The 17,891-nt window shown below is 45.1% G+C and carries 13 protein-coding genes; 4 read left to right on the top strand and 9 right to left on the bottom strand.

All coding sequences use genetic code 11. From position 1 onward, the window contains the following. The first annotated feature begins 272 nt into the window (after positions 1-272). Positions 273-1,283: a D-alanine--D-alanine ligase gene (locus tag FM038_RS10665; RefSeq protein WP_142870693.1), complete on the top strand. Its 1,011-nt coding sequence runs from the start codon at positions 273-275 to the stop codon at positions 1,281-1,283. 80 nt (positions 1,284-1,363) lie between these two features. On the opposite strand, the gene FM038_RS10660 is transcribed toward FM038_RS10665, so the two are convergent. Continuing rightward, positions 1,364-2,104: a substrate-binding periplasmic protein gene (locus FM038_RS10660; protein WP_142870694.1), complete on the bottom strand. Its 741-nt coding sequence runs from the start codon at positions 2,102-2,104 to the stop codon at positions 1,364-1,366. Continuing rightward, on the bottom strand, positions 2,091-3,812 hold the full coding sequence (locus FM038_RS10655) for an ABC transporter substrate-binding protein (protein WP_142870871.1): 1,722 nt from the start codon (positions 3,810-3,812) through the stop codon (positions 2,091-2,093). The genes FM038_RS10660 and FM038_RS10655 overlap by 14 nt, the downstream gene beginning before the upstream one ends. Before the next feature lie 170 nt (positions 3,813-3,982). Between FM038_RS10655 and FM038_RS10650 the strand changes: the two genes are divergently transcribed. Beyond that, entirely contained in the window at positions 3,983-4,915 is a 933-nt protein-coding gene (locus FM038_RS10650; protein ID WP_142870695.1) for a LysR family transcriptional regulator, read from the top strand. A 69-nt stretch (positions 4,916-4,984) separates the two neighbouring features. On the opposite strand, the gene FM038_RS10645 is transcribed toward FM038_RS10650, so the two are convergent. The 7 genes from FM038_RS10645 to hrpA form a co-directional block, all read right to left on the bottom strand. Next, a protein-coding gene (locus FM038_RS10645) for an IS3 family transposase (protein WP_142872721.1) occupies positions 4,985-6,156 on the bottom strand; the annotation gives its coding sequence in 2 pieces (ribosomal slippage) (positions 4,985-5,886 and positions 5,886-6,156; 1,173 coding nt in all). 188 nt (positions 6,157-6,344) lie between these two features. Further along, positions 6,345-6,473, bottom strand: coding sequence for a TIGR02808 family protein (locus FM038_RS10640; RefSeq protein ID WP_142870697.1), 129 nt, complete (start codon positions 6,471-6,473; stop codon positions 6,345-6,347). Positions 6,474-6,482: 9 nt separating this feature from the next. Then, on the bottom strand, positions 6,483-7,073 hold the full coding sequence (locus FM038_RS10635; protein WP_142870698.1) for a NapC/NirT family cytochrome c: 591 nt from the start codon (positions 7,071-7,073) through the stop codon (positions 6,483-6,485). 17 nt (positions 7,074-7,090) lie between these two features. Continuing rightward, positions 7,091-7,546 carry a nitrate reductase cytochrome c-type subunit gene (locus FM038_RS10630; protein ID WP_142870699.1) on the bottom strand — a complete coding sequence of 152 codons (456 nt, stop codon included), beginning with the start codon at positions 7,544-7,546 and terminating at the stop codon, positions 7,091-7,093. Between the two features lie 12 nt (positions 7,547-7,558). Then, positions 7,559-10,048 (bottom strand): nitrate reductase catalytic subunit NapA, encoded by a 2,490-nt coding sequence (gene napA, locus FM038_RS10625; protein WP_142870700.1) that lies wholly within the window; start codon positions 10,046-10,048, stop codon positions 7,559-7,561. After that, positions 10,045-10,341, bottom strand: a complete 297-nt coding sequence (locus FM038_RS10620; RefSeq protein ID WP_142870701.1) for a chaperone NapD — start codon at positions 10,339-10,341, stop codon at positions 10,045-10,047. Before FM038_RS10620 ends, napA begins: the two co-directional genes overlap by 4 nt. A 501-nt stretch (positions 10,342-10,842) precedes the next feature. Further along, positions 10,843-14,730 carry an ATP-dependent RNA helicase HrpA gene (hrpA, locus tag FM038_RS10615; RefSeq protein WP_142870702.1) on the bottom strand — a complete coding sequence of 1,296 codons (3,888 nt, stop codon included), beginning with the start codon at positions 14,728-14,730 and terminating at the stop codon, positions 10,843-10,845. A 492-nt stretch (positions 14,731-15,222) separates the two neighbouring features. Between hrpA and codB the strand changes: the two genes are divergently transcribed. Together codB and FM038_RS10605 are read left to right on the top strand one after the other, a co-directional pair. After that, entirely contained in the window at positions 15,223-16,479 is a 1,257-nt protein-coding gene (codB, locus tag FM038_RS10610; RefSeq protein ID WP_142870703.1) for a cytosine permease, read from the top strand. After that, a complete protein-coding gene (locus tag FM038_RS10605; RefSeq protein ID WP_142870704.1) occupies positions 16,472-17,767 on the top strand; it encodes a cytosine deaminase in 1,296 nt (431 codons plus the stop codon). The genes codB and FM038_RS10605 overlap by 8 nt, the downstream gene beginning before the upstream one ends. Positions 17,768-17,891 lie beyond the last annotated feature (124 nt).

The following is a 17,891-nucleotide window of genomic DNA, read 5'->3' as shown; positions in this document are numbered from 1 at the left end:
ATCAAAGGGGCTGGATTTCCGCCCACAAGCATTGCGGGAATGACGAGTATTAAGTTGCGGGAAAGACAAGTATTAAGTTGCTGGAAAGACAAGTATTAAGTTGCTGGAAAGACGAGTATAAGTTGCGGGGGCTGATATTCGAGTATAGATAAATCGACTCAGCATAGAAAATCATCACTTAGTGCAGAAGTTTGGTGTCTGTGGTTGCAATAAATAACCATAGCGTCATAGTGAGCCTGCAATCGAGAATACTGTCAGGATATGGAGAGACAATGAGCCAAACGAATCTACTATTATTATGTGGTGGCGGTGGGGATGAACACGCTATATCACTAATGTCAGCCAAATTTTTTGAAGCCTCACTGGCCAAACTTGCCCATATAAACCTATTGAAAGTCGAGCTTGATGCCCAGGGCCATTATCGGACTAGCGACGGCGAACTCTGTGAATTGACCAACCGCAAGCAGATCCGTTTTGACGATACGAATAAAGCACCTTGGCCAGTAGATTACGTCATTCCCTGCATTCACGGTTACCCGGGAGAAACGGGTGATATTCAGTCCTATTTCGAGCTGATCAACTTGCCCTATTTTGGTTGCGATTCAGAAGCGAGTCGTAATTGCTTCAATAAGGTCACCGCAAAAATGTGGTTCTCGGCGCTTGGGATCCCCAATACCCCCTATATTTTTCTCAATGAATTTAATGATGACGCCATCACTCAGGCCAAGCAGGCTTTAGTATCTTGGGGCTCTATATTCATCAAAGCCGCGTCACAAGGGTCCTCGGTAGGTTGTTACCGTGTAGACAGCCAAGAAGAGCTAACTGAGTCATTGAAACAAGCTTTCACCTATTCACCCTATGTCATCATTGAAAAGACCATTGAAGCCAGAGAGCTAGAAGTGGCCGTTTACGAAATCAATGGCGAAGTCATTGCGACTCAGCCTGGTGAGATCATCTGTGCGAGCAACACCTTCTACACCTTCGAGGAAAAGTACGCCGAGAACAGTCAGGCAGAAACTAAGGTGGTTGCCGATATCAGTGAGAGTGTCAGCCAAGAGATCCGTGAATATGCAGTCAAGATATTTAAGGGAATGAAGCTCAGTCATCTGTCCCGTATCGACTTCTTTCTCACCCAGGACAATGAGATTCTTCTCAATGAGATTAATACCTTTCCAGGTCTAACTCCCATCTCCATGTTTCCCAAGATGTTACAAAACCACGGTGATGATTTCAGCGATTACCTCAACCGCAACATAATGGACCAACTGAGTAAGAACGTCTGATGATTAAACTCCGGCCACATAATACCTGTGGCCTGAGTATCTATGGACTGAGTATTAAGCGATAAACCCTATATTTAGTCCTATATTTCCACGCCATATTCAAGATAGAGTTCACTCATATAGCCATCAAGGTACATGCTGGTCAACGCCTGTTCCAGCTTCAATGTTGTCTCTAGAGACATCTCACGATTGCATGCCATTGCACGTAATGAGGTGTAGAAGATAAGCTCGGGAGCACCAAAGTTAATCGCCTGTTTCTGCATCTGCTCCCGGGCACTGATCAATTCAGCCGCCCAGAGTTCAATCCTGGAGCGCTTAAGCTTACGTAAATTTTGTGCACTCACAGATGCAAGGTCGACATCGAAGCCAAGATCGGTGAGGTATTCGCCTATGCCACTGCCCAGAAAACTCCCAATTGTATAAGGTTTAGCATCACTGAGTGTGGTTAGGGGAATGATGACATCATCTCGGCTATAGAGGCCGTAACGAGATACCAGCACTGGACTTATCCAGTGAAAACTCGCTTCCCTCTCTTGACTGCGACCAACGGGAAGCACGCAATGACCCGGCATCCTTTCTGTGGTAATGATGGCTCGTTTAAGTGGAATAAACTTAAGTTCATATTGAAGATCGGTACGGGAAAATAGCTCCTTTAACATGTCAACCAACAGCCCCTTATGCGTCTTTCCAACTCTTAAGGCGAAGGGAGACTCCTCATAGGTGAGGATCTGCAAAGTTTCAGCCCTTAGTTGGGTCACAGTCAGTGACATGATGATAAGCACACTAGTGAGAAGACCATATCTCCCATTATTGCCACACATTAATTGCCTCCTCATATTGAAGGGTTCTTCCCTTGGGCTGCTGGAGTATTTTTTGCTTAGGCGATCCTGTTTTTTCAAGCCAGAATTCACGTGTCGATTTAGGGTTTAACTTAGGCTCGCAGCTCATTCCATTATTATCGGCGATTAATGCTAATCGCTCATCAACCGCGGCGGCAAAATTATCCATGCCTTTCTGAGTGGTAACCTTACCCTCTATGATCAAGGAGATATATTGCCACCAATAATTAGCGAGCCCAGGATAATCCGGCACATTGGTACCGGTTGGCGTCCATACGTCACGACCTCGGCTGCGATAAAACTCTACCAAACCGCCGAGATAAGGGGCTCGCTGCGTCATCACTTCAGACTCTATATCGGATCGCCTAATAGGCGTTAGCCCCACTAAGGTCTTCTTTAATGACACCGTTTTCGAGACGACGAACTGAGCATAGAGCCAGGCCGCCTGTTGGCGCTTCAGAGGTGTCGATTTAAGTAACGTCCATGAGCCCGCATCCTGATAACCAGATTTCATTCCTGCCTGCCAATACTTGCCGACAGGCGATGGTGCCACGCGCCATTTTGGGGTGCCATCTTGATTAACGACAGGCAAGCTAGGATTCGTTAGATCGGCAACAAATGCCGTATACCAGAAGATCTGTTGGGCGATTAGCCCTTTTCCTGGCCACTCTCCGGCCTGAGTAAAGTTGAGGTGAATCGACTCTTCTGGTGCGAATCGGTTTAACCAATAGATGAACTTATCCACCGCATAGACTGCCGCCGGACCATTTAACGCCCCACCTCGCTCAACGCTGGCTCCGACCGGGTGGCATCCTTCTACGCGTATTCCCCACTCATCGACAGGTAAACCATTGGGTAACCCTTTATCTCCCACTCCAGCCATGGAAAGCCAAGCATCGGACATACGCCAACCCAGAGAGGGATCTGTTTTAGCATAATCCATATGACCATAAATACGTTCGCCATCAATCTCCTTAATATCTTCACTGAAAAACTCAGCGATATCTTCATAAGCCTGCCAGTTTTGTGGCACCCCAAGCTCATAGCCATAACGGGATCTGAATCGTTTCTGGAAATCTTTTCGATTGAACCAATCATGGCGATACCAGTAGAGGTTGGCAAACTGCTGATCAGGTAACTGATACAAGTGACCATCGGGGCCAGTGGTAAATTTAAGTCCGATAAAGTCCTGTAGATCTAACGTAGGTAAGGTGACACTTTCTCCCTCTAATTTCATGAAATCAGACAGAGAAACCACCGCATTGGATCTAAAGTGAGTCCCTATCAAGTCGCTGTCATTGATATAAGCATCATAGAGATTTTGCTGGGTCATGATCTGTGCAGACAACTTCTTGATCACATCATCTTCACCAGTTAATTCATGCACAACATGAATACCAGTGATCTCATAAAAAGCCTTTGCCAACGTACTGGCCTCATACCAATGGGTCGCAATTCGCTCGGACACCACACGGATTTTCATGCCCACAAATGGTTGACTGGCCGATGTAAACCAGGCCATCTCTTGCATCTGCTCATCTACAGTCAAAGTTGATGGCTGGAACTCATTATTAACCCAATGCTTAGCAGCATTTGACTTAGGCTTAAACTCTGCGGTAACAGTGAAACTGATAAACACTAAGAAGATAAATAGCACAAAGAGTAAATAATGTTTATTAGGATGTATCACTTGCCCTCTCCAATTATCTAACATGTCAAATTCAACCTTCTATAACTATGGCTGAGGCGCTATGTTTGTGCCAATCATCTCCTTGTTTTTCGGATAAAAATAATTACACTAAGCCAAGAGAGAATATTTAATTTTCTTGGACAAATTAAAACCTTAATGGCGGTAGTTGATTGAAGAATTTTGACTTTAACTTACTCACGGTACTTGAAGTATTACTCGAAGAGCAAAGCGTCACCGCAGCGGCGGCGCGTCTACACCTGAGCCAGTCGGCGGTGAGCAAACAGCTTTCAAAGCTCAGAGAAACCTTCGACGATAAACTGTTTGAGCGCACCGCCTATGGTCTTCGACCGACGCCTAAGGCCAAGCAACTGGCACCAGAATTACGACGGGTCCTCAATCAAGTCGAACAGCTAACCAGACCCAGCGAGTTTGATCCCTCCTTGAGCCGGAGAAAATTTCGTATAGAATTGGTTGAGACGGCTTACTCACTCACCTATCCCAATTTTATGCCCGAGCTGCTCAAACAGGCACCGAATGTCAGTATCGACAGTAAAACTTGGCACAGCCAGAGCATGGATAAGTTATTACGCTGCGAAACCGATATTGGGATAGCCTGCCGAGAATGGGATGAACGCTCCCTTTTACACATAAAGAATCTACCCGACGAGCTTAACTATACCGAACTGACTCGCGATCATTCTGTGTGTCTGGTAAGAAAAGACCACCCCTTATTAAAAGAAGAGTGGAATTTAGACACATTTCTTAAATATCGTCACCTGCAAGTGACCTTTGGCGGTATCGCCCAATGGCTATTAGACGATGTGCTACAAATACAGCACCTGAAACGAGATATCGCCATTAACCTCACCGACTTCAATAGTGCCATGCTGCTCTGTGAGAAGAGCGATCTCATTCTTTGCTCCCCCGCCAAATACGCCAAGGAGATGTTGGGACATTACCAACTAATCACACTGCCTGTTCCCACTAAACTCGTGCCGGGTACTTACGTTTTACTCTGGCACAGGCATTTTGACTTAGACCCGAGTCATCGATGGCTCAGGGAGATGATCATAGAGTCGGTGCAGCAAGTTTATCCGGTTTAAGGTTTAAGTTACTAGGCACTAGGCACTAGGCACTAGGCTGATATGACCCCAGTAAAGTGGACACAGGGTTTAAATTCTTGATTCAAATACTATGGGACTCACTCCATTTAGAGTCCCATGTCTTCTCACCATATTATAATAATCATCGATATAAAATCGACACTGTGTTGTCATTTCTTTTCTGCTTAGCTCTTCTAAGTTAGAGAACCATTCTTTCTTTAACTGAGCAAAAAAGCTTTCTGAGCAAGCATTATCCCAGCAATTCCCCTTTCTCGACATACTCACTGTGACCTTACGCTTCGTTAGCCACTTAAGTACTTCAAAGCTTCTGTATTGAGCCCCCTGGTCAGAGTGAAACATCAGCTCACTCCCATTTGGCCTTCGTTCTACCCAAGCTTGTTTGAGTGACTTCATCACCAGTTCGCTCGAATTTATGTAGCTCGTTGCCCAGCCCACCACTTTACGTGAGTACAAATCGATGATGACACATAGATACTGCCAGCCCTCTTTGCACCTAATTTGTGTAATATCTGATACCCAAACAGTATTAGGTTTAGCTACTTCAAACTCTCTGTTTAAGTAATTCGGCGCTCTTGTTTCAATCAACCTAGGCTTCACTACACCGAACTTCCTTTTACATGCTTTAGACCTGTAATCAAACACCTGTAACAAGCTTTGTACTCGCTTTTTATTACAATCGAAACCATTAGCTACAGCATCCAGCCATAACTTCCTATAACCCGCTATGCTCCTGTGCTCAGCTATCTTTTCTTTGAGAAAGTCAGACAGTACTTCGTTATCTTTATCGCGTTGAGAAGGCTTACGAACAAGCCAGCTGTAATAGCCTGAGCGAGATACACCAAAAATATCACAGAGCAATTTTATCGTTCTTCGAGTTGAGCAATAACCTTGGATAAACTGAAACTTTATCCCTGGTGTTTGTCGAAGAACTCCTTCGCCTTTTTTAAGATATCGTTCTCCAACTCTGCACGCTCTAATCGTTTTTTTAGCCCACGGTTTTCACGTTCAAGTTCAGCTAGCCCCTTATTAGGACCGACATTTTTAATAGGTTTAGAAGTGTGTTTCTTCGACGTCAATTGAGCTCTCCATTTACTGAGCAAAGCGGGATGGATACCTAATTTACCAGCTAAAGCCTTTACTGTATCGGGAGAGTTTAAGGATTGTTGAACAGCAGCTAATTTGAAGGCTGCTGTGTGGGTCTTACGAGTTATTATTTTCATGGCACCTTATCGCTTATATAAGGTGTCCACTTTTAGGGGGTCATATCAGGCACCAAAGTAGAAGTGCAGCGCATAAAAAAGCCTGACTTTAATATTAAAGTCAGGCTTTTAGGTTTTATTGCATCATTTATTGTTTAATACCAGTCGGTTTAAGTCACCTTGCTCTTAGCCGACTGATACAAGCCTCTTTACTTATCTGCTGTTTTGGACAGAATCCAAATAGAGGCAACTGCAACGACAGAAAAACCACCTAGTATAATGACCGGCATGGCGCTGTAGCCAAGGACATGCCATATAACATTCTCTAATGTACTCATAATGGCTCCTTAATTCCAACCTTCAACTTTGTGCATATCTGGTAATCTATGGGCAATACCTTTATGGCAATCCACACAGGTCTTTTCACCACTAGCAAGCGCAGTAGAGTGCTGTCTAACACTGCGTGGGCTCTGCTCAGAGAAGTCCATAAATTCAAAGTTATGACAGTTACGACACTCTAAAGAGTCGTTCTTTTTCATTCTTGCCCACTCCCTTTCGGCTAAATGAGCGCGTCGCTCTTTGAACTTCTCTGGCGAGTTAATGGTTTGAGTAACAAAATACGCAAACAGTTCTTTAGAAGCCTGAACTTTACGGATGATTTTATCCGTCCAAGCATGAGGCACGTGACAATCTGAACAGATAGCACGAACACCAGAGCGGTTAGCGTAGTGAATAGTTTCTCGAATTTCCGCCACAATTGGGGCGTGACATCCAGAACAAAACTCTTCAGTGTTTGTCGCTTCCATACCTGTGTTAAATGCACCCCAGAACATGAGTCCACCTGCAAAGCCCATAAATAGAACGATACCTACCGCGGCTTTACTCGGCCGCCTCAATATGCTCCAGAAGCCTTTTAAGGCATTAATAATTAATTTCATATTATTACCTGCCTATTCTATTTTTGCAGTGACTGAACACGTTCAAACGAGTTACCCACTAACGGTTTCGCATCTGCTTGTGTCACGTGACACTGCAGGCAAAAGTATCGTCGAGGAGAAACATCAGCCAACACTTCATCGTTTCGATTAGTAAAGTGAGTCACACTAATTTTAGTCGCGCCCATCTGCTTGGCATTTTTCCAACCATGGCATGATAAACACTTGTTTGCATTAAGAGAGACTTCATAGCTTCTGATGTGATGCGGGATCAGTGGTGGCTGAAACACATAACTGCTTTCAATATCCACCTGATCTCGCGGCACCTTCTTCATAGGATCTGCCGCTCTTGTGACTTCTAACTCAGCAGTGCCGCGTAAAGACTCAACACCACCAATACCACGATCCTGACTGATAGCAAAACCACTGATCAGAGTTAAGGTAATGCTCAACGTCAATAAAATTGATTTTTTCATCCTAACCCTGCCTTATGCTATTTTAGTAATTTTAACAGGACACTTTTTATAGTCTGTCTGTTTCGATAACGGATCGGTTGCATCTAAAATAAGTTTATTAATTAAGATACGTGCATCAAAGAAAGGCACAAACACCAAACCTTTTGGTGGACGGTTACGGCCTCGAGTCTCTACACGAACACGAATATCACCACGCTTGTTACTCATTAGCACTTCATCACCACGACGTACACCATGAGACTTAGCATCATCTGGATGCATGTAACAAAGCCCATCAGGGACGGCCTTATAAAGCTCAGGTACACGACGTGTCATGGTTCCCGTATGCCAATGCTCAAGTACACGACCAGTACATAACCAGAGAGGAAACTCTTCATCTGGAGATTCTGGTGGCGCCTCGTAAGGTGCTGAGATTATCCACGCTTTGCCATCTGGCTTGCCATAGAATTCAAATCCTTTGCCTTTGCCAACATAGGGATCTGAACCCTCTTTAAAGCGCCATTTTGTCTCTTTGCCATCGACAACAGGCCAGCGTAAACCACGCTCTTTATGGTAGCGTTCGTATGGCGCTAAATCATGGCCATGTCCACGTCCAAAGCTTGCGTACTCTTCAAATAGACCTTTTTGAACATAGTAACCTTGATCTTGTGCATCATCATTGAGCGCTTGCGCTTCTGATAATGGGAACTTATTTACTTGGCCGTTTTCGAATAACACTTCACACATATTCTTACCACGTACTTCTGGCATCTTAGCGATCAGTTCTTCGGTCCACACTTCTTCAATTTTGAAGCGTTTTGCAAATTCCATAATCTGCCATAAATCTGATTTAGATTCACCAGGCGCTTTAACCTGCTGATACCAAACCTGAGTACGACGCTCAGCATTACCGTAAGCCCCCTCTTTTTCTACCCACATAGAAGTCGGTAAGATAAGGTCAGCCGCTTGTGCTGTTGCCGTTGGGTATGGGTCTGAACAAACAATAAAGTTTTTCGGATTACGGTAGCCAGGTAAACGCTCACCATTGATGTTAGGACCGGCCTGCATATTGTTGTTACACATAGTCCAGTAAGCATTAAGCACACCGTCATTTAATTTACGGTCTTGCTGTACTGCATGGAACCCAGGCTTTGGTGGAATAGTGCCTTCAGGAATTTTCCATAGCTTCTCAGCAAGCTTTCGATGCTTAGGGTTGGCAACGACCATGTCTGCAGGTAAACGATGCGAGAACGTTCCCACTTCACGTGCAGTACCGCACGCCGAAGGTTGGCCAGTTAACGAGAATGGTCCATTACCAGGAGTTGATATTTTACCCACTAAAAGATGAATGTTATAAACCAAAGAGTTCATCCACACACCACGGGTATGTTGATTCATCCCCATAGTCCAAAGTGACATCACCTTAATCTTTGGATCGGCAAACTGCTTAGCGAGTGTGATCAGTTTCTCTTCAGTTAGACCGGTCATTTCAGCTGTTTTTTCAAGCGTATATGGCGCTACTGATTTTTTATACTCTTCAAAGTCAATTGAATGTATTTTACCTACATTGGGGTTAGCTGCCTTTTGTTGCAGCGGATGCTCATCCCTTAGACCATAACCAATGTCTGTAGTGGCTTGCTTGAAATGGGTATGCTTAGTAACAAAATCCCAGTTGACTGCATCGTTTTCAATGATGTAGTGAGCAATAAAGTTGGCTATCGCAAGATCGGTTTGCGGCTTAAAGATATAGCCTTTATCAGCAAGTTCAAATGAACGGTGATAATAGGTTGATAATACGTTCACTTTCACATGGGGATGACTTAAGCGACGGTCGGTGATGCGACTCCATAAAATGGGGTGCATCTCTGCCATATTCGAGCCCCATAACACAAAGGCATCGGCTTCTTCGAAATCATCATAACAACCCATTGGCTCATCGATACCAAAGCTACGCATAAAGCCACCAACGGCTGAAGCCATACAGTGACGTGCATTAGGGTCGATGTTGTTAGAGCGAAAACCTGCTTTCATCATCTTAGATGCAGCATAGCCTTCCATTACGGTCCACTGACCAGAGCCAAACATGCCCACACTGGTAGGCCCTTTCTCTTTTAAAGCCGCTTTCCACTTATCAGCCATGATATCGAAGGCTTGATCCCAGCTTACTGGTGCAAAGTCACCATTTTTATCAAATTTTCCATTAGTTTGACGTAACAGTGGCTGAGTTAAGCGATCGTTGCCGTACATGATTTTTGAAAGGAAGTAACCCTTAATACAGTTAAGTCCTTTGTTGACAGGCGCTTCAGGGTCGCCTTGAGTCGCAACAACTTTACCCTCTTGAGTCCCAACAAGTACCGAGCAACCTGTACCACAGAAACGACAAGGCGCTTTATCCCAATGAATTTTTGATTGTTCACTCGATGCAATTAAATTCGTTGCTGTGGCTGGAAGAGTGATCCCTGCAAGTGCTGCAGCTGATGCCGCTGCATTTGCTTTGATAAACTCACGTCTAGACATTTTCATACTTGTTCCTCGCTAACACTATAACTGTTATCAGTATCGTTATTGGGTTCACTATCAATTTGGTGATAAACCATAGTGGCACCAAGCACGCCTGGCATATTATTAATTTTTTCAATCACGTCGGTAATAAAGCCTTCTGCTTGAGTCTCTAGGACTACAACGATTTTTCCAACTTCACTGACGCCATAAATTTCGGCTTCATCAAATGCTTCAATTCTTTTTTTAGTTTCATCTAAATGTTCAGGACTAACCTGAACAAGTAGGCTTGAGATATGCGCCTCAGGTAACGACATGGGGGCGTTCCTTATCTATCTGGGGAAAAAATACTGAAATGGAATTCATAAACACTCCAACTTAGGGCTTCAACCCTTCGCAAGTTGAGTCAACAAACATTGGCTCAAGATTTTCATAGAAACTAACGTTCTGTTTTTTCATGCTCTTTACGTGCCGGTGATCATAGTCGCAAGTTGGTAACAAACAGTATACCCACAATTTGGTAAAGGTCTATTAGCTTGATCTGGATCATCCTTTTTATGCAAATAAATCTTAGATCACCCTGTGTAAACAGGTATTTAGATTGAAGCGTGCCAAAGCAACAGGGCGTAACTATTCAGCATCATCTAAACAATGAGTTACAACCGATTAAATATCAACCTGCCAGGTGACGAAATTGTTAAAATTACACCTTAATAGGTAGGGTCTCAATATTTTTCTCACTCTCAATATGCTCAAAAAAAAAGCACTCATCAAATGATGAGTGCTTTTTAATCACTAGTGATTATTTTACTACAGAGTTAATTCTGCTCGATTTTATTTAATACGCGCTTTTCAGAGATCGGATAAGCGGTCCCTAATACTTGTGCAAAACAGGAGACTCGATACTCTTCGATCATCCATCTCGCCTCAAGCAGTGACTCAGGGATAGCTGCCGATCGCGGCACTTTAGCTAATTGACCATCCAGTTCCTTCTGCACATTGGCAATACTGAGCATGTGCAAGCGGTCGCGATTAGGGTCTACAGGCAGCTTGTCTAAGCGATTATCAATGGCTTTTAAATACCGAACCATGTCGGGTAAACGCTTCCAGCCACAAGCCTCGACAAAGCCTCTGAATACGAGCTTATCAAGTTGAGTCTGGATATCACTCATCGCGAAGGCGATATCTAAGCTTATCTTGCCCTTCAAGCGCTTCTTTACCTTTTGGTACAGGGTTAATATCTCTTCGACTCTGAGGGCTATCTTAGCCGCCGTAGGATTAAGCTCTTGTCTCACCCAATCTTTAGCCTGTTCAAAATCTGATTCACAGCGTACATCCAGACCTTTTTCATCGAGTAGCTGCTGCACCGCAGCCGATAAAATATCATCCAATAAGATCTGTATTTGACCGAAAGGGTTAAAGTACATGGCCAGTTTAGCCTTGTTGGGTAAGGTTTTTTGCAGATGTTTCACCGGCGACGGTATATTGATTAACAACAAGCGCTGCAGACCCAGTTGATGGGAGCGAACCGCCTCATTTTCATCATCAAATAATTTGATCGAAACACTGGATTTATCGTCCACTAGCGCCGGAAATGCCTTGACCTCGAAATTGCCTTTCTTCTGTTTAAATGCCTTTGGTAGATCACCGAAGGACCACTGGGTTAGCTCAGTTTTTTCGATGCCAGAATCGGCAACTTTACGAATAGCCTGAGTAACATGCCCTTGCAAGCTGGCTTTAAGCTGCTCAATGTCTCGTGACTGAGCCACTAACTTGCCGCTATCATCCTCCACCTTAAAATTCATTAACAGGTGCTTGCTCAATTGACTGAGATCAAAATCATCGATGCTCACGCGCACGCCACTCATGCGCAGCAACTGTTTACACATGGCATCGATGAAACTCATCTCGAAGGGCTTCATCGCCTGCATACAGGCATTAGCATAATCGGGCGCCGGAACAAAATTACGTCTAAGGCTCTTAGGCAGAGACCGTATCAAAGCAATACACTTTTCTTCTCTTAGCCCGGGGACCTGCCAGTCAAAATCGACATCTTCTATCTGATTGAGTAGCGCAACTGGAATATGCACAGCCACGCCATCATCTTCGGCCGAAGGCTCGAAATGATAACTCAAGGAAAGCTTTAGGTTGCCTTGATGCCAAAAATCCGGAAAATCCAGCGCCGAGATATGACTATCTCCTCGCTGCATTAATTGCTCACGTTCGAAATCGAGTAACTCTGGGGTTTTCTTACGCTCAAGCTTCCACCAGCTGAAGAACTTTGGTGCGTTGTAGATCCCTTCTGGGATCCTTGGCTCATAGAAATCCACCAAGGCCTGCTCATCCACCAAGATATCTCGACGACGTGATTTGTGCTCTAAGTCCTCAACCTCTTTGAGCAAGTCGCGGTTTTTGATAAAGAAGGCTTCGTTGGTTCGCAGCTCGCCATCGGCCAAGGCGCTGCGAATGAAGATTTCACGCGCTTCCAGTGGATTGACAGGGCCGTATTGTGTCTTACGGCGGTTAACAATCGTCAGTCCATAGAGGATTTGATTTTCAAGGGCCACCACACTGCCCTGTTTCGCCTCAAAGTGGGGCTCAAGATAGTTTTTCTTAACCAGATGGCCTGCCAAGGGCTCAATCCATTCAGGTTGAATTTTTGCACAACATCGTGCAAACAGGCGTGAGGTCTCGGTGAGCTCAGCGGCCATGATCCATTTAGGGCCTTTTCGTGCCAGAGGCGATCCTGGAAATACGAAGAATTTACGATTACGTGCGCCGAGGTACTCGTTGTCTTTATCTTTGAAACCCACATGACTCAACAGACCTGTGAGCAGAGACTTGTGCAGCAGTTCATAATCGGCAGCTTCGCTGTTGAGACGCCATTTCAAATCATGCACGGCTTGTCGCATCTGGGCATAGAGATCTTGCCACTCACGCACCCTCAAGTAGGCAAGAAACTCTTTCTTACACTGCTTTCTGAACTGACTACTGGAAAGGGACTTCTGTTGAAGTTTTAGGTGATCCCACAGATTAACGAATGAGACAAAATCTGAGTCCTTGTCGCTGTGCTTCTTGTGCACCTCATCCGCCGCCTGTTTCTTGTCCATGGGGCGCTCTCTGGGATCTTGTATAGACAAGGCAGAGGTGATGACCAAGGCTTCATGAAGACAGCCATTACCATTCGCGGCGATAACCATACGAGCCAGACGTGGATCCACGGGAATATGTGCAAGCTGCTTGCCCAATGTCGTCAAGGATAAGCGACCTTGTGATTGTTTAACCGCTTCTAACTCTTCCAGTAACAGGAATCCATCACGGATATAACGGGGATCCGGCGATTGAAGGAAAGGAAATGCTTCTATGTCGCCAAGGCCCACTGACAGCATTTTCAAGATAACCGAGGCAAGGTTAGTCCTTAAGATCTCAGGATCGGTAAACTCGGGCCTGTTATTGAAATCATCATCGGCAAATAAACGGATACAAATACCCGCAGCAACACGGCCACAACGTCCTTGACGCTGGTTGGCACTGGCTTGTGAGATAGGCTCGATAGGCAGACGTTGAACTTTAGTTCGGTAACTATAACGGCTAATTCTCGCAGTACCGGGATCGATAACGTAACGAATGCCGGGAACCGTCAGAGATGTCTCTGCAACGTTAGTGGCCAGCACTATTCGGCGGCCAATATGACTCTTAAATACCTTAGACTGCTCACCATATGACAGGCGGGCATAGAGTGGTAAAATCTCGGTGTCGCGGTATTGACGACGGTTGAGTTGATCCGCTACATCGCGGATCTCACGCTCACCGTTCATAAAGATCAAAATATCGCCTGGCCCTTCGGCAACCAGTTCATCCACCGCTTCGAATATGCCCTCGGTGAGATCAAGATCTTCACCTTCGTCCCGCACCAAAGGACGATAGCGAGTCTCCACCGGATAAGTACGGCCTGAGACCTCAATAACCGGTGCATCGTTAAAATGTTTAGAGAACTTCTCCAGATCGATAGTGGCCGAGGTGATGATCACCTTAAGATCTGGGCGCTTCTTCAACACATTCTTGAGATAACCCAAGATAAAATCGATATTTAGGCTTCGCTCATGAGCCTCATCGATAATGATGGTGTCATATTGTTCGAGAAGCTTATCGTTAGTGAGTTCAGCCAGTAAAATACCGTCTGTCATCAACTTAATATATGAGTTTTGGTTGATGGCATCGGCAAATCGAACTTTAAAGCCTACCACCTCACCGAGCGGGCTATTAAGCTCATCGGCAACCCGGCTGGCAACGCTTCGCGCCGCAAGACGCCGGGGTTGAGTATGGCCAATTAACCCGCGACAACCTAAGCCTAATTCTAAACAGATTTTTGGTAACTGAGTCGTCTTACCCGAGCCCGTTTCCCCAGCGATAATAACGACCTGATTGCCAGCAATCGCTCGAGCAATCTCATCCCGCTTCTGGGATATTGGTAAGCTTTCAGGATAGGTGATCTCTGGACGGGCTTGTCGGCGTCGCTCAACTTTTTCGAATGCTGCAACAGCCTGAGCCTCGAGCTTATCAAGATCCGCTCGCTTCTTATCCGAATCGACCTCTTTATTGAGTCTAAAGAGACGACGCTTGATCCTTGAAGCATCGGACTGATAACACTGTTTTAAATAACTGTTAGATAGCGGGTGTTGTTGCGAACTCAAGTCAGATCCCATTACTCAGAGCAAAAAAGCGATCCTAGCAAGTAACGATTCTTATTGGTACGGAAAATTAACGCTATATGTCTAATAAATAACCGCCAACTTAATTTTATTTGCCTTATTAGCGGATGTTCAATCAATTGAATGAGTAATCAGCGCAATACTGGATGAAATACTTAACCTGCATTTATTCCGATTGGTATTTTCCCTGTTAACTTGCATACATGCCAACACAAAGCGTTATTTTAGTTAACAATATACCCAAAATACTATTGTGTGAATTATAAATTCTCCTCAGAAAACAATCTCAACACCTTGAAGTTAAATGATATCTTGTCAGCTATAAAGTCATTATGCATAAATACTGCAGAGAGCGGTTGACACCTTAGCGAGAGCTCATAGAATACGCGCCGTTTGTCTGTATCATGGTGATGAAGATCCCTTTTTGCCGATTAACAAACGAGTTTCAATTCAATAAACTTTAGTCAGAATATTTTCGGGGGAAAAGTGGCAAACGATAATAATTACAGCTTAGGGCCAGTGCCAATATCGGCAAGAAAGGGGATGCTCTCGCTAACCATGGTGATGCTGGGACTGACCTTCTTTTCGGCCAGCATGTGGACTGGCGGTACCTTAGGCACCGGACTCTCCTTTAATGATTTTCTGCTGGCAGTGCTACTAGGTAACCTCATCCTCGGCATTTATACATCTTGTTTAGGGTATATAGGGGCTAAAACCGGACTATCTACCCATCTACTGGCCCGTTACTCTTTTGGCATTAAGGGCTCGTGGCTACCTTCATTACTGCTAGGCGGCACACAAGTCGGTTGGTTTGGCGTTGGAGTCGCCATGTTCGCTATTCCAGTTCATAAAGCTACGGGTATAGATACCAACGTACTGATCATCATCTCAGGTCTTATGATGACGGCCACGGTTTACTTCGGCATTGCCGCCTTGATGGTGCTATCCGCCATAGCAGTACCCGCTATCGCCCTATTTGGTGGTTTCTCAGCCTTGACTGCCATTGAGAGTATCGGTGGACTGGAGGGGTTAAATAGTCTTATTCCTAAGGAGCCGATGGCCTTCTCAACCGCTTTAGTGCTTGTGGTTGGCTCATTTATCTCTGCGGGGACCCTCACCGCCGACTTCGTCCGTTTCGGTAAGAAGCCTATGGGGGCTGTATTTATCACGATGACAGCCTTTTTTATTGGTAACTCTCTGATGTTTATCTTCGGCGCAGCAGGCGCTGCGGCCACTGGTCAGTCTGATATTTCTGAGGTGATGATAGCCCAAGGTCTACTCATCCCAGCGATTGTCATTTTGGGTTTAAACATTTGGACCACTAACGATAATGCCCTCTATGCCTCGGGGCTGGGATTTTCGAATATCACCGGGCTGCCCAGCAAGTACCTGTCTATACTCAACGGCATAATAGGTACACTTTGTGCACTTTGGTTGTATAATAATTTTGTGGGATGGTTGACCTTTCTGTCTGCAGCAATCCCCCCTATAGGCGGGATAATCATTGCCGATTACTTAAAGAATCGTGACAAATACAAAGATTTTTCAACCGCCAAATTTTCCAATATCAACTGGGCAGCTATCTTAGGTGTTGCAATAGGTGTCGCTGCCGGTCACCTTCTCCCGGGTATTGTCCCTATAAATGCAGTATTAGCCGGCGCCATGAGTTATCTCATCTTAGACTCACTGCTCAAACGGTTAACGTCAACTTCAGATTCAACAAAAGAGATCACCAATGAATAGTACAAATACCATGCTGATTAACAATGTGACGCTCACAGGGAAAGATGGCCTTCATCAGATCGTCATTGAACATGGTGAGTTTGCCTCCTTCACGGCCATGTCAGAGGCCATGACAGTATATGACCCTTCCGTTAAGGTCATTGACGGTGAAGGTGGAATGGCCATCGCCCCTTTTTGCGAGCCTCATGTTCACCTCGATACCACGCAAACAGCCGGGGAGCCCAGTTGGAATATATCGGGCACCTTGTTTGAGGGTATCGAGCGTTGGTCAGAACGTAAGAAAACCTTGTCTATTCAAGATGTAAAAACACGGGCTAAGCAGACATTAAAATGGCAAATAGCTAACGGCATTCAACATGTACGTACTCATGTTGATGTGTCAGATCCTACGCTTATTGCACTTAAAGCTATGCTCGAAGTGAAAGAGGAGATGAAAGCTTGGGTCGATATTCAAATCGTCGCCTTTCCTCAGGAAGGCATACTCTCCTACCCCAATGGTAAGGCACTGTTAGAAGAAGCCGTCAAACTGGGCGCCGACGTGATTGGCGCAATTCCTCATTTTGAATTCACCCGGGAATATGGCATAGAGTCGCTACATTATGTTTTTGAGCTGGCGCAAAAGTATGATCGCCTCATCGATGTACACTGTGATGAGATAGATGATGAGCAATCTCGTTTTATTGAGACCCTAGCAGCACTTGCCCATAAGTTTGAGATGGGCGAGAGAGTCACAGCAAGTCACACCACAGCTATGCACTCATACAACGGCGCATACGCCTCTCGTCTGTTTCGTTTACTGAAGATGTCAGGCATTAACTTTGTCGCCAACCCACTGGTCAATATCCATCTTCAGGGACGTTTCGATGACTACCCGAAACGCCGCGGCATTACTCGAGTCAAAGAGATGATGGCAGCAGACATCAATGTTTGCTTTGGCCACGATGATATCTTCGACCCTTGGTATCCACTGGGTACGGCAAATATGCTGCAGGTACTGCATATGGGCTTACATATCTGTCAGATAATGGGCTATGAGCAGATAAATCAGTCTCTTGAATTGATCAGCAATAACTCGGCACGCACCATGAATATCGAATCTAGTTACGGATTAGAGGAAGGCAAGCCTGGCAGTTTACTTATCTTACCCGCCGATAATGGCTTCGATGCGGTACGCAGGCAGGTGCCAGTTCAATACTCTATCCGTCACGGAAAATTACTGTCACAGACTCAATTAGCGACGACAGAGATCCATTTAGCGGAAACTGAGGCCGTGACCTTTAAGCGATAGGGTTATAGCCTAAAGTTGAAAGTAGAAAAGCCGCTAGCTCAATGCCATAGCAGAGTTAAGCATGGCGGCTTTTTTTATGAGAAAGGGACCTTTAATGTGTGAAGTTTTATTAGGAAAAGCCTGG

It is taken from the genome of Shewanella eurypsychrophilus (assembly GCF_007004545.3).
In the GTDB taxonomy this organism is placed as follows: Bacteria; Pseudomonadota; Gammaproteobacteria; order Enterobacterales; family Shewanellaceae; genus Shewanella; species Shewanella eurypsychrophilus.
Note: the sequence above shows the minus strand (reverse complement) of the source record. Positions and strands in the feature narration are given on the sequence as shown.